We start from the raw sequence: 13,485 nt of genomic DNA, 5'->3' as shown, positions 1-13,485 counted from the left end.
TGGCCGTGGAGTGCCCCGCATGCGCAAGCCCGCCCTGTTGCTCGCCGCCGCCCTGGCCAGCAGCCCCGCGCGCGCCGACGAAGCCTATGTCGAACTGACCGGCGGCCTCAGCTGGAACGGCGAAGGCACCGATGCAATCAGCGGCATCGCCGGCGGCTATGACGTCGATCTGGACGAACGCTTCTTCGTCGGTGTCGAGGCGATCGCGGAAAAGCTGCTGGTGCGCGACACGCGGGTCGCCTGGGGCATTGGCGGCCGTATTGGCGTCGAACTGGTGCGCGAGAACAAGCTGTTCATCGGCGCGAACTGGCAGTCGAAGGATTGTCGCGAATGCAGCGACGCGATCGGCATCGGCACCGGCTGGGAGCATAATCTGACCGAAAAACTCTATCTCAAGATCGAATATAAACGGCTGCTGATCGGCGATGGCGAACCCGATGCCAATGTCGGCATTCTCGGCATCGGCGTGATGTTCTGAGCACAGCCCGGTTTTATCCGCGGAAATAGCCCGGAAAATACTGGCCATCGCTCATTTTGCTGGTAGGGAGGGCGCGTCCAGCCCACCGGGATCGATATTCGCGCCATGGCATCCGCGCCGCCCCCTTTCCGCGTCCTGCGTCAATCGCGCCCCGGCGCGCAACGTCCGTCATGAGCCGCCCCGGCCAGCGCTGGAGCCGCCGCCGCGCCCGCGCGCTGCTGCGCCATAGCGGGCCGACATCCTTGCTGTTCCGTCGCCGCCTCGCCCTGATCGGCGGCGCCGTGCTGGTGGGCCTCGCCGCGCTCGCCTTCGCCTGGGCTGCGGACGAAGCGACCGAGGCTTTCCATCGCCTGGCCACCGCCAATCGCTGGCTGCCGCTGCTGCTGACCCCGCTCGGCTTTGCCGCCCTCGCCTGGATCACCCGCAGCGTCGCGCCCTTTGCCGGCGGATCGGGCATCCCGCAGGTGATCGCCGCCACCCAATTGCCGGAAAAAGTCGGCCGCTGCCTGGTTGACCTGCGCATGGCCCTGCTGAAGGTCGTGCTGACCATCGCCGGCCTGCTGGTCGGCGCATCGGTCGGCCGCGAAGGCCCCACCGTCCAGATTTCCGCCGCCATCCTTGCCCGCGTCCACGCTTTGCTGAACGTGCCGCTGCGCGCGTCCGTCATGGTCGCGGGCGGCGCGGCCGGCGTCGCCGCCGCCTTCAACACGCCGCTCGCCGGCATTGCCTTCGCGATCGAGGAACTGGCCTCCGCCTATGAGCAGCGCATGACCCTGCTGGTCATCACCGCGGTCATCATCTCGGGCATGGTCAGCCTTGGCGTCGCTGGCGACTATGTCTATTTCGGCGCGGTCGCCGCCCATCTGCCGCTGCAATCGGCGGTTCCCGTCGCGCTGCTGGCCGGGCTGCTGGGCGGCATGTCCGGCGGCCTGTTCGCCCGGCTGGCGCTTGATGCCGCCACCGCGCGCAATCGCATGACCGACTGGATGCGCGCCCATCCGGTGCTGTTCGCCGGCGGCTGCGGCCTGCTGGTGGCGGCAATCGGCGTGGCCACCGGCCTCACCTGGGGCACCAGCTATGCCCCGGCCCGCACCATGATCGCAGGCGGCGACCAGCCGCTCTGGTTCGCCCCCGCCAAATTCCTCAGCACCCTCGCCACCAGCGTCTCGGGCATTCCCGGCGGCATCTTCGCCCCCTCGCTCGCCACCGGCGCCGGGTTCGGCAATCTGCTGCGCTGGATCTTCCCCGGCGAACCGGCAAGCGCCGTCGTGCTGCTGGGCATGGTCGCCTATTTCACCGGCGTGGTGCGCGCGCCATTGACCGCCGTCATCATCATTTCGGAAACCACCGGCAGCCGCGGCTTCATGCTGCCATTGCTCGGCGCCGCGCTGGTCGCCGACGCATCGGCGCAGATCTTCTGTCGCGAGCGCCTCTATCACGGCCTGTCCCGCAACTTCCTGGAGCGGGCCAAGGCCGCCGAAGCGAACCGCTGACATGGCGGCGCTCGGCTGCCTGCTGCTGATGATATTGCCGATTATCGGCTTTCTCGCCGGCCAGCTGCTGGCCGGCATGGACGGCGCCTGGATCGGCGCCGCCATCGGCCTTGCCGGCGCGATCGGCTTTTCGGCGGTGACCTTCTACGCCCTGCTCCAGGCCGGCCGCCGCCGCTAACTCAGCCCTCGGCGCGCAGCTTGTCCGCCAGTTGCTGGATTTCATCGGGATTGAGCAGCCAGGTCCGGGTCTTCTGCCCCTCGCGATGCACCGGCTGGGTCAGCAGCACCCGCGCCTGTTCCTTGGCGAAGGGCTTGAACAGGCCATAATGAATGACGCAATCGCGCACCGTCGCGATCAGCGGCGCCTTGCCATCCAGGTCGATCATGGTGGCAGGCTGGTCCCAGGGGATGGTCGAGATAATCATGGATATCCCATCACCACCCACCGCGCGCGAAATCAAGGGAAAGCTTTCGCCGCCATGCCCCCGGAACCGCCCTGCCCCTTACAGCGCCCGCATCCAGAATTGCATCGGGTGGCTGACCTTTTCGCTGCCGCCGATTTCCTTCCAGCTCATCTCGCACAGCGCGCCCTCGACCGGCGCATAGCCGCGCTTGCGCCAGAAGGGGGCAAGGTCGCGGGCGTCGGCCGGACGGCGCGGATCGTTCTCCTGGCGCACCACGCCGCAGAAGATCGCAAAATCGGCGCCAGCGTCGCGCGCTGCCGCCTCGCGCGCGTCGAAGAACACGTGGCCGATGCCGCGACCATGATAGGCCGGCAGCAGCACGGACTCGCCGAAATAGAAGCTGCGCGCGACATCGACGCCCGCCGCCACCAGCGGCGCGACCAGGCTGTCGGGCTGGCCGGCCAGCGGCGAGGCTGTGGCGATGCCGACCGGCTCCTCACCGATCCGCGCCCGCACCAAAGTCGCCTTGTCGCTGGCCAGGAAATCGCGGAGATATTCCTCCTCATGCGCGGCATCGCCCTCATAAAGATAGGGCCACTCACGGAAGATGCGGATGCGCAGCGTCGCCAGCGCCTCAAGTCCCTGCGCATCGCTGGTCACGCGGTCGACGATGATCGACGGCTCGGTCATTCTGCAATCTCCTGATCTTCGATTTGCGGCGCGGCCGGCGCATCGTCGCGCGCGGCATCGCTGGCCATCTGCGCGATCACGTCCGATCCCGCGCCATTCTGGATGATGTGGAAGGGCACATGCTGTTCGGGCCAATGGCTGAAGGGCAGCACCGTGCCATCCGCGCGCAACTGGTCGACCATGGCAAGGTCGATGTCCGCCAATACCCAGGCCGGGCCGTTCGCCTGCCCCAGCGCGATCACGCCATCATCGGGCATCATGCCATCGGGTGGTCCAAAGGCACCGGCGGCGCCGAAATTCTCGTCCATGCAGGGCAGCCAGGGCGCCATGCCGACGCTGGGCGACTGGACGACGAAGCATTGATTTTCCATCGCCCGCGCCTGCGCGCCGATCCGCACCCGCCAATAGCCCTGCATCGTGTCGGTGGCCGATGGCGTCAGGATCAGCTTGGCGCCGGCCTCCGCCTGCGCCCGCGCGATCATCGGAAATTCGACGTCATAGCAGATCGAGATGCCGACCGGCCCGATCGGCGTGTGGATGAGATTGATGCTGTCGCCGCCACTGATGCCCCAGCGCTCGCGCTCGAACCGGGTCATCATGATCTTGTCCTGATGGCCGGTGGTGCCGTCGGGGCAGAAGAGCCGCGCGCGGTTGACGATCCGGCCGTCGCTTTCCCGCACCGGCCGGCTGCCCGCCAGGATCATGATGTCGAGCCGCGCCGCCAGCTCGGCATGGACGCGGTCATAGGCCTCGCCAAACTGCATCACCAGGTCGAGCGAGGCGGTCAGGTCGGCCGCCCGCTCGGGATCGATCCCGGCCAGCTCCATCGCCGCATATTCGGGGAAGATCGCCAGGGTCGCGCCCAGCGCGGCGGCTTCCTCTACCCAGCGGGTCAGCTTTTCCTGCCAGTCGGCAAAGCTCTGCACCTGCTCGATCGGATATTGGGCGGCGGCAACGCGGATGTGGGTCAAGGATACCTCAGGATGGGATGGCAGCGGATTAGGCGGCGGCTTTAGCGCCCTTCGACCTGCGCGATCCAGTCGGCCAGATTATAATGGTTGGAAATGCGCGTGATCTGCCCCTCGACGATGTCGAAGAAGGCGCCGACGCGCAGATGATAGGTCTGGCCGGCGGCTGGCGGCAACCCTTCGTCGGTCACCAGATAGCGCCCATCCAGCATGAACTCGGCCGCCGCCCGCGTTCCTTCGGCATTGGCCAGCACGATCGGATCGATCACCGTCTCGGCATAGCAACGGTTCATATGAGACAGGAAATCGGCGAACGCCGCCTTGCCGATGCGGGCCACGCCCTGGCTCGGCTCGTGCCGCACATCGTCGGCCAGCAGCGCCAGCATCCCCTCGGCATCCTGCCGGTTGAAGGCGTCATAATAGGCATGGACCAGGGCCAGGGTCGCTTCGGACACAGATTTCTCCTCGGACTGGGAAAATGGGCGCGGTCAGCCGACCAGCCGCATGGCCGATCGACGATGGCGGGTGCGATAGCCGTCCGACTTCGCCTCCATCCGCGCCAGATTATGGACGGTCAGCCCGGCAATGCCACTAATCGCGTCGACCTGATCGGCGCCCAGCGTGAAGTCGTCGCCCAGGAAGACGCGGGCCGCCTTGCCGTCTCCGATCGGCGCGCGCACGAACACCTCGCACCGCCCGCCCCGGCTGCCGGACAGGATCGCGGCCAGCTTGGCGACGGCCTCGACCATCTCGATGTCCAGCACCAGCTCCATGCGCGACACGTTGGCGATCTCGCGGAACGGCTCCATCCGGCGCACGGTGACGCGCGGCGTTTCCTCGCCCGGCAGGCGATCCAGTTCGACATGCAGCAGCGCGCAATCGCCCTCGCGCGCCAGTTCCTCGATCTGCTTGCAGGCATCCTCGTCGAAACAGCTGGCCTGAAACTGGCCACTCTGGTCGGAGAAGGTGGCGTTGGCATAGCGCGCGCCACGCCGCGTCTCACGCCAGCGCACATCCTCGACCATCGCCGCCATGATGCCCATCACCCGCCCTTCGGCATTGGGCATGCCCATTGGCTGGGAACAGATTTCGCCATAGCTTTTCGCGCCGCGCGCATCGGCCAGATGACGGAAACGGTCGACCGGATGGGCCGAGAAATAGAAGCCGAACGCCTCCTTTTCCTGCGCCATCCGGTCCGACACGGTCCAGGCCTGGTGCGGCGGGATGCGAACGTCGGCATGGGCGGTCTCGACATCGCCGAACAGGCCGCCCTGCCCGCTTTCGCGCGCCTGCGCCGCGCTTGCCGCGACGCTCAGCAGAGTTTCCGCCGCAGCATGCACCCCGGCCCGGTCGGCATGGATGGTATCGAACGCACCGGCCGCGGCCAGGCTTTCGAGCTGGCGCCGGTTGAGCAGGCGCGGCTCGATCCGGTCGGCCAGATCGTCCAGATGCTTGAACGGGCCATTGGCTTCGCGCTCGGCAACCAGCTGCTCCATCGCCTTCTCGCCCACGCCCTTGAGGCCGCCCAGCGCATAGCGCACGGCAAAGCCCAGGCGCGGATCATCGCCCTCGAACGGCACCGCCTCGACGGTGAAGTCGGCCTCGCTCTGGTTGAGGTCGGGCGGCAGACAGGTCATGCCCATGCGCCGCATATCGTCGACGAAGACGGTCAGCTTTTCGGTCAGATGGATATCGAAGGCCATCGACCCGGCATAGAATTCCGCCGGATAATGGGCCTTGAGCCAGGCGGTCTGATAGGCGAGCAGCGCGTAGGCGGCGGCGTGCGACTTGTTGAAGCCATAGCCGGCGAACTTGTCGATCAAGTCGAACAGTTCGTTCGCCTTGGCCGGCTTGATATCACTCTTGGCGCAACCCTCGACGAAGCGCAGGCGCTGGGCGTCCATTTCCGCCTTGATCTTCTTGCCCATGGCGCGGCGCAGAAGGTCGGCGTCGCCAAGCGAGTAGCCGGCCAGGATCTGGGCGGCCTGCATCACCTGTTCCTGATAGACGAAGATGCCATAGGTTTCTTCGAGGATCGGCTTCAGCAGGATGTGCGGATATTCAATCTCTTCCTGGCCGTTCTTGCGGCGCCCGAACATCGGGATATTGTCCATCGGGCCGGGACGATAGAGCGACACCAGTGCGATGATGTCGCCGAAATTGGTCGGACGCACCGCGGCCAGCGTCTTGCGCATGCCTTCGGATTCCAGCTGGAACACGCCGACCGTGTCGCCACGCTGGAGCAGTTCATAGACCTTGGCATCGTCCCAGGCGAGCGTGTCGAGATCGACCGTGACGCCGCGCCCCTTGAGCAGTTGCACCGCCTTCTGCAGCACCGACAGCGTCTTGAGGCCGAGAAAGTCGAACTTCACCAGCCCCGCGCCTTCGACGAACTTCATGTCGAACTGGGTCACCGGCATGTCGGATCGCGGATCGCGATAGAGCGGCACCAACTGGCTCAACGGGCGGTCACCGATCACCACGCCGGCCGCATGGGTGGAACTGTGGCGCGGGAAGCCCTCCAGCTTCATCGCATAGTCGATCAGGCGCTTGACCTGATTGTCATTGTCATATTCCGCCTTGAACTCGGCGACGCCGTTCAGCGATCGCTCCAGCGTCCAGGGATCGGTCGGATGGTTGGGCACCAGCTTGGCGAGGCGGTCGACCTGGCCATAGCTCATCTGCATCACGCGGCCGGTATCCTTCAGCACGGCGCGCGCCTTCAATTTACCGAAGGTGATGATCTGGGCGACATGGTCGCTGCCATATTTCTGCTGCACGTAGCGGATCACCTCGCCGCGCCGCGTTTCGCAGAAGTCGATATCGAAGTCGGGCATGGAAACGCGTTCCGGGTTCAGGAAGCGCTCGAACAGCAGGCCCAGTTGCAGCGGATCGAGATCGGTGATGGTCAGCGCCCAGGCGACCAGCGATCCGGCGCCCGAACCACGACCCGGCCCCACCGGAATATCATGATCCTTGGCCCATTTGATGAAGTCGGCCACGATCAGGAAGTAGCCGGGGAAGCCCATCTGGATGATGATGTCCATTTCGAACTTCAACCGCTCGAAATAGGGCTGACGCGCCTCGTCCGCGATGATCCCCGCCTTCTCCAGCCGGGCCTCCAGCCCCGCGATCGACTGATCGCGCAGCATGATGCCCTCGCCCTCGATATCGCCGGCAAGGCTGGGCAGGATCGGCTTGCGCTTGGGCGCCATCACCGCGCAGCGCTGGGCAACGACCAGCGTGTTGGCCAGCGCCTCGGGCAGGTCCTCGAACAGCCGCTTCATCTCCGCCGCCGGCTTCATCCAGGCGTCGGGCGAGCTGGTGCGACGGTCGGGCGTCTCGACATAGGCGCCATCGGCAATGCACAGCATCACGTCATGGGCCGCGTGGAATTCCGGCTCGGCAAAGCAGGTCGGGTTGGTCGCGACCAGCGGCAGATTGCGGTCATAGGCCAGGTCGAGCAGTTGCGGCTCCGCCTTGCCCTCGACCGGGTCGAGCCGGCGGCAAATCTCGACATAGAGGCGATCGGGGAACAAAGCCTGCAACCGGTCGGCATAGGCCAGCGCAGCGTCGGGCTGATCCTCGGCGAACAGGCGGGCGATCGCCCCCTCGCCGCCGGCGGTCAGCGCGATCACGCCATCGGTCCGCCCCTCCAGCATGTCGAGCGTGACATGGGGCACTTCTTCCAGCGGCCGGTCGAGATGCGCCATCGACACGAGCGCGCAGATATTGTCATAGCCGCCCGCATCCTGCGCATAGAGGGCGATCCAGTCATGCACCGCCGGCGCGTTGGATGGCCGGCCCGGCCGCACCACGCCCAGCATCGCGCCGACGATCGGCTGCACGCCCTCGCCCTTGCAGCCATCGGAAAAGGCCATCGACCCATAAAGGCCGTTACGGTCGGTGATCGCCGCCGCCGGAAAACCCAGGGCCTTGGCCTGCTTGGCGATCTTCTTGGGGTCGATCGCCCCTTCGAGCATGGTGAAGGACGAAAAGATGCGCAGCGGTACGAAGGCGGAATGAGACATCGCGGCAATCTAACGACGGCAGCGCCCGCGCGCCAGTCCCGCCCGGCGAAAAGCTGTGGACAAAAGCACCACTTGTCGCTTGCCAAGGACCGCGCTTGCTGATCCTATCGCGCCCAAAGAACGGGCCAGAGGATAGGCCAGAGAACAGGGAGCACGGTCATGTCGGACAGCAACCCGGTTTCCACCCCGCCCGGCATCGCCGATCGGGCCAAGGCGATCATCCTGCGCCCCAGGGACGAATGGCCGGTGATCGAGGCCGAACCGGCCAGCATCGGCAGCATCTATACCGGCTATGCCATGATCCTGGCGGCGATCCCGCCGCTCGCGACCCTGATCGGCGGACAGGTCTTTGGCCATGGCCTGTTCGGCATCAGCTGGCGCCCGCCGCTGATCGGCGCGGTCGGCATGGCCATCGCCCATTATGTCCTGTCGCTGATCGGGCTAGCCGTGCTGGCGATCATCATCAACTTCCTCGCCCCCAGCTTCGGCGGCCAGCGCGACAAGCTGAAAGCCTTCAAGATTTCCGCCTATTCGGCGACCGCCGGCTGGCTGGCCGGCATCTTCTCGCTGCTGCCGGGCCTCACCATGCTGGGCCTGCTTGGACTTTACAGCCTCTACCTCCTCTATCTCGGCCTGCCGCGCCTGATGAAGGTGCCAGAGCAGAAGGCGCTGCCCTACACCATCGTCACGATGGTCGCAGGCGCGCTGCTCTTCATCCTCGCCAGCCTGCTCGCCATGCCGTTCAGCGGCCTGTCCGGCAGCCATGCCGGGCCGGACGAGATCGGCGGTGAGATCACCGTGCCGGGCATCGGCAAGATCGACGTCGACAAGATGGACGCCGCCGCCAAGCGGATGGAGGAAGCAACCAGGAACGGCCGCTCCGCTGCGATTGCGCCCGATGTGCTTCAGGCGCTGCTGCCCGAGAAGATCGGCCGCTTCACCCGCACCGAGATTGAGAGCAGCGGCATGTCCGCCGGCGCCCATGCCTCCGCCCGCTACCGCGCCGGCGACGACGAGATCGAGTTGGAGGTGAACGACATCGCGGTGGCCGGCGCCTTTGCCGGGATCGGCGCGGCGCTCAACGTCCAGTCGAACCGCCAGACCGCCAGCGGCTATGAGCGCACCCAGACGATCGACGGCCGCATCGTCACCGAGGAATGGGACAAGGACAGCCGCCACGGCAAATATGCCACCACGCTGGCCGACCGCTTCATGGTCGAGGCGGAGGGCACCGTCGCCGATATCGGGGAGTTGAAGGCCGCGGTGAACGCGCTCGATCTCGACCGTCTGAGCGCGCTCGCCGCAAAATAGGCAATGTCATGAGGTCGCCCGCGTAACGAATTGCCAAGCTATAGGGCTTAGGTTAGGCGCCACCATGCGTTTATCCACGATCACCAACTGGGCCTATGGGGCCACCGTCCTGCTCACTCTGGCGTCGGGCACGACGATGCTGTTCGCGTCCGGCGCGGAACAGCGCGAGCGCGCCGCGGTCGCCCAGCGCGCCAGTTTCGACCAGTTGACCTCCACCCTGGAGGAGGATGTCTATCGCCTGACCGAACAGGCGCGCGGCTATGTGATTTCGGGCGATCCCAGCCATCTGGTCGTCTATCGCCGCGAAAAGGAAGCGCTGCGTTCCGTCGAGGATCGCATCCAGCATCTCAAGGACGCCGGCGCCAACGAGAATGAGCTGAATGCGCTGCGCCAGGCGATCCAGTGGTCCGATGCCCTCTCCGACGAGCAGGATGTCGCGATCAAGGCGACGCAGGCGGGCGATGACAAGACGGCCCGCACCATCCTCTTCGGCGACGAATATGGCCGCGAACTGGACCGGGTGGCGGCACAGGTCGGCCGCTTCCAATATATGCTGGACCATCGCACCGACACGGCAGTGCAGGGCGCGACCGATAGCGCGCGCCAGTGGCGGACCATGTCGGAAATCATGCTGGGCGTCACCGCCCTGCTGTTCCTGTGCGTCCTCTATTTCGTGCTGAAGCAGCGCATCCTGCATCCCGTCGTGCGCCTCAGCGATGTCGTCACCCGCCTTGCCGCGCAGGATTTCGCCGCGATCCCGCCCGATTTCCCGCAGGTGGACGAGATTGGCGACATGGCGCAGGCAATCCGTATTTTCCGTGAAAATGGGCTGGAGCGGCAGCGACTGGAACAGGAGCGCGATGTCGATCGCACCATGCGCGACCTGCTGTCGCGCATGACCCAGCGCCTGCAGGGCTGCGACAGCACCGCCGACCTGGTCGAGGTGGTGCGCCGCTTCACCCCGGAAATCACGCCCGACTTCCCCGGCCGCCTCTATATCCACGACATTCGCCGCAACATGATGTTGCAGGCGTGCGACTGGCTCGATCCCAAACAGTCGCGCAACGATTTCCCGGCCTCGGCCTGCTGGGCACTGCGGCGCGGGCAGGTCCACAAGCCGCGGGGCGGCATGGTCGACATTGCCTGCGAGCATCTGGAAGGCGAAACCGCCGTCCCGACCATCTGCATCCCGCTGGCGGCGCAGGGGGAAAGCATCGGCCTGCTCTATTTCGAGCAGACCCGCGAGATGGATGCCGAACATCTCGACCGGGCGGAAAAATATCTGGAAATGCTGGCGGAGAATATCGGCCTGGCGCTCGCCAATCTGCGCCTGCGCGACGCGCTGCGCGAAATGGCGATGGCCGATGCGCTGACCGGCCTGCCCAACCGCCGCCATTTCGATGCCATGTTCGAGGCGCTGGTGGACGAGGCGGAACGCAACCATGCCCCGCTCGCCTGCCTGATGGTCGACATCGACCATTTCAAGCGGTTCAACGACAGCTATGGCCATGACGCCGGCGACGCGGTGCTGCGCGCGGTCGGCGCGGTGCTGGGCGACTCGCTGCGCGAACAGGGTTTTGCCTTCCGCCTGGGCGGCGAGGAATTTGTCCTCCTGATGCCCGGCTTCACGCTGGAACAGGCGCTCGCCCGCTCCGCCCAGATCCAGCAGCGCATCCGCGACCTGCGGGTCGAGCATCGCGGTCAGGAACTGGGGCCGATCACCGCCTCCTTTGGCCTCGCCGCCTGGCCCGACCATGGCGCCGCCGTCCGACTGGTCACCACCGCCGACGCCGCGCTGCTGCGTGCCAAGGGCGAGGGCCGCGACCAGATCATGGTCGCGACCGCGCGCGAGGGGCTGTTACCGGGCTGACGCCTCTTCAAGGCGTCCTTCATGCAGGCGGACCACCCGGTCCATCTTTTCCGCCAGCCGCTCATTATGGGTGGCGACCAGAGCCGCCGATCCTTCGCCCCGCACCAGGCGCAGGAATTCGGCCAGCACCACGTCGGCGGTGCGCTCGTCCAGATTGCCGGTCGGCTCGTCCGCCAGCACCAGCGCCGGGCGATTGGCCAGCGCGCGGGCGACCGCGACGCGCTGCTGCTCGCCGCCCGACAACTGGCTCGGCCGATGGTCGAGCCGATGGCCCAGCCCCAGCGCCGTCAGTAGCGATTCCGCGCGGGTCCGCGCCGCGTCCATGGTCGCGTCCTTGATCACCTGCGGCAGCACGACATTCTCGGTCGCGTTGAAATCGGGCAACAGGTGGTGGAACTGATAGACGAAGCCCAGCGCATCACGGCGCAGGCGGGTGCGCCCGTCATTGTCCAGCTTCGCCGCTTCCTCGCCAGCGATGCGGATCGATCCGTCGAAACCGCCTTCCAGCAGGCCGACCGCCTGCAGCAGCGTCGACTTGCCCGAGCCCGACGGGCCGAGCAGCGCGACGATCTCGCCCGGCCCGACCGTCAGGTCGACGCCGCGCAGCACGTCGATGGTGACGCCACCCTGGGTGAAACTGCGGGACAGGCCGCTGACCTTGAGGACATCATTCATAGCGCAGCACCTGGACAGGATCGGTATTGGCAGCCTTGAAGGCTGGATAGAGGGTGGCGAGGAAGCTGAAGACCAGCGCCATCAGACAGATGATCACGATCTCGACCGGATCGGGCTTGGACGGCAATTCGGTCAGGAAGCGGATCGAGGGATCCCACAGATTCTGCCCGGTCACGAACTGGATCACATTCACCACGCTCTGGCGGAAGAAGAGGAATGTGAAGCCCAGCGCCATGCCGGCGACCATGCCCAGCGTGCCGATGGTCACGCCCACCGTCATGAAGATCTTCACCAGCCCGCTCCGGCTCGCACCCATGGTGCGCAGGATCGCGATGTCGCGGGTCTTGGCGCGCACCAGCATGATCAGCGAGGAGAGGATATTGAACACCGCGACCAGCACGATGATCGAAAGCACGACGAACATCGCCACCCGCTCGACCGCCAGCGCCTCGAACAGACTGGCGTTCATCTGGCGCCAGTCCTGCACCACGGCGCGGCCCGCGACCTTGGCCGCCAGCGGTTCCAATATCTGGCCAACCTTGTCGGCATTGACGGTCTCGACCTCGATCATGCTGACGACATCGCCCAGCAGCAGCAGCGTCTGCGCATCCTCGATCGGCATGACCACGAAGGCCTTGTCATAATCATAGACGCCAACCTCGAAGATGGCGGCGACCTGATAGGATATCTGGCGCGGCATCGTGCCGAACGGGGTCGCGCGGCCAGCCGGGTTCATGATGCTGATATGGTCGCCAACCTGGATGCCCAGATTTTCCGCCAGGCGGACACCAATGCCGACCTTCTCGCTATTGGCGGTCAGCGCATTGAGGTCACCGGCGACGACCTTGCCCTTGAGCGTCGTGTTGCTGCGAATGTCGGGCACGGTCATGCCACGCACCAGCACGCCCTCGACCCGCCCCTGATAAAGGCCAAGTAGGGGTTGCTCGATCAGCGGTGTCGCGCTGGTGACGCCCGGCGTCGCCTTCGCTTCCTTCAGCACATCGCGCCAGTCGGGCAGGCGCCCGCCATAGCCCTGCACCACGGCATGGCCGTTGAGGCCGACAATCTTGTCGAACAGCTCCGCGCGGAACCCGTTCATGACGCTCATGACGATGATGAGCGCGGCGACTCCGAGCATGACCGCAGCCAGGCTGATGCCGGCGACGAGGAAGATGAAGCCTTCCCCCTTGCCCGGCAGCAAATAGCGCTTGGCGATCATGCGTTCGTAGCGGGATAGAATCATGGTGGCGCGAATGGCCCTTCTGGTAGTGATGCGGCCGGTCTAGCAGGCTGAGCCTTAACGGCAAGGATTGCGGAATTGTTGCACGCGGGACACAGGCCGATACAGAAAATCACAGAGCCCGGATTTTGCCCGTGACAGCAGGCTGCGCCAGTCATAGCAAGGCTCCCGAGGCACAGGCAAAAGGCCGTGGTTCAGGGATACTGCTTCCCACTTCAAGCTTAGGGGGCTGAGAAGTCGGTAGAGGCAGGCCAAGGGGGAGACGAGCAATCGTCCATTAAGTGCCCGGATCGCGAAAGCGGCCCGGGCACTTTTTTGTTCAGCG

12 protein-coding genes are annotated in these 13,485 nt (G+C 65.9%); 5 read left to right on the top strand and 7 right to left on the bottom strand.

Annotated features, from left to right (window positions below):
- Positions 1-19: 19 nt before the first annotated feature.
- The 3 genes from ACI6S0_RS04645 to ACI6S0_RS04635 all read left to right on the top strand — a co-directional run bounded on the left by ACI6S0_RS04645 (position 20) and on the right by ACI6S0_RS04635 (position 2,149).
- Positions 20-478 carry an outer membrane beta-barrel protein gene (locus tag ACI6S0_RS04645; RefSeq protein WP_434405128.1) on the top strand — a complete coding sequence of 153 codons (459 nt, stop codon included), beginning with the start codon at positions 20-22 and terminating at the stop codon, positions 476-478.
- A 170-nt stretch (positions 479-648) separates the two neighbouring features.
- The gene (locus tag ACI6S0_RS04640) at positions 649-1,971 is read left to right on the top strand and encodes a chloride channel protein (RefSeq protein WP_017501815.1); all 1,323 of its coding nucleotides are present in this window, start codon (positions 649-651) and stop codon (positions 1,969-1,971) included.
- Position 1,972: 1 nt separating this feature from the next.
- On the top strand, positions 1,973-2,149 hold the full coding sequence (locus tag ACI6S0_RS04635) for a hypothetical protein (RefSeq protein ID WP_434405127.1): 177 nt from the start codon (positions 1,973-1,975) through the stop codon (positions 2,147-2,149).
- 1 nt (position 2,150) lies between these two features.
- Here the strand turns inward: ACI6S0_RS04635 and ACI6S0_RS04630 are convergent, their stop codons facing one another.
- From ACI6S0_RS04630 to dnaE, 5 genes are all read right to left on the bottom strand, one after another.
- On the bottom strand, positions 2,151-2,396 hold the full coding sequence (locus tag ACI6S0_RS04630) for a hypothetical protein (RefSeq protein WP_010337356.1): 246 nt from the start codon (positions 2,394-2,396) through the stop codon (positions 2,151-2,153).
- 78 nt (positions 2,397-2,474) lie between these two features.
- The gene (locus ACI6S0_RS04625; protein ID WP_004212001.1) at positions 2,475-3,065 is read right to left on the bottom strand and encodes a GNAT family N-acetyltransferase; all 591 of its coding nucleotides are present in this window, start codon (positions 3,063-3,065) and stop codon (positions 2,475-2,477) included.
- Positions 3,062-4,036 (bottom strand): carbon-nitrogen hydrolase family protein, encoded by a 975-nt coding sequence (locus ACI6S0_RS04620; RefSeq protein WP_434405126.1) that lies wholly within the window; start codon positions 4,034-4,036, stop codon positions 3,062-3,064. The genes ACI6S0_RS04625 and ACI6S0_RS04620 overlap by 4 nt, the downstream gene beginning before the upstream one ends.
- A 41-nt stretch (positions 4,037-4,077) precedes the next feature.
- Positions 4,078-4,488: a ketosteroid isomerase-related protein gene (locus ACI6S0_RS04615; protein WP_434405124.1), complete on the bottom strand. Its 411-nt coding sequence runs from the start codon at positions 4,486-4,488 to the stop codon at positions 4,078-4,080.
- Positions 4,489-4,521: 33 nt separating this feature from the next.
- A complete protein-coding gene (gene dnaE, locus ACI6S0_RS04610) occupies positions 4,522-8,064 on the bottom strand; it encodes a DNA polymerase III subunit alpha (protein ID WP_004211996.1) in 3,543 nt (1,180 codons plus the stop codon).
- A 159-nt stretch (positions 8,065-8,223) separates the two neighbouring features.
- On the opposite strand from dnaE, the gene ACI6S0_RS04605 reads away from it, so the two are divergent.
- Positions 8,224-9,375, top strand: a complete 1,152-nt coding sequence (locus ACI6S0_RS04605) for a Yip1 family protein (RefSeq protein ID WP_434405123.1) — start codon at positions 8,224-8,226, stop codon at positions 9,373-9,375.
- 64 nt (positions 9,376-9,439) lie between these two features.
- Positions 9,440-11,245 (top strand): diguanylate cyclase, encoded by a 1,806-nt coding sequence (locus ACI6S0_RS04600; RefSeq protein WP_434405121.1) that lies wholly within the window; start codon positions 9,440-9,442, stop codon positions 11,243-11,245.
- On the opposite strand, the gene ACI6S0_RS04595 is transcribed toward ACI6S0_RS04600, so the two are convergent.
- Together ACI6S0_RS04595 and ACI6S0_RS04590 are read right to left on the bottom strand one after the other, a co-directional pair.
- On the bottom strand, positions 11,234-11,920 hold the full coding sequence (locus ACI6S0_RS04595; protein ID WP_004211993.1) for an ABC transporter ATP-binding protein: 687 nt from the start codon (positions 11,918-11,920) through the stop codon (positions 11,234-11,236). The genes ACI6S0_RS04600 and ACI6S0_RS04595 overlap by 12 nt on opposite strands.
- Complete coding sequence (locus tag ACI6S0_RS04590) at positions 11,913-13,163, bottom strand: lipoprotein-releasing ABC transporter permease subunit (protein WP_287430018.1); 1,251 nt, start codon at positions 13,161-13,163, stop codon at positions 11,913-11,915. The genes ACI6S0_RS04595 and ACI6S0_RS04590 overlap by 8 nt, the downstream gene beginning before the upstream one ends.
- Between the last annotated feature and the right edge of the window lie 322 nt (positions 13,164-13,485).

It is taken from the genome of Sphingobium sp. DN12, assembly GCF_051058005.1.
Taxonomy (GTDB): domain Bacteria; phylum Pseudomonadota; class Alphaproteobacteria; order Sphingomonadales; family Sphingomonadaceae; genus Sphingobium; species Sphingobium yanoikuyae.
The sequence above is the reverse complement of the archived record's forward strand: the minus strand, read 5'-3'. Positions and strand labels throughout refer to the sequence as shown.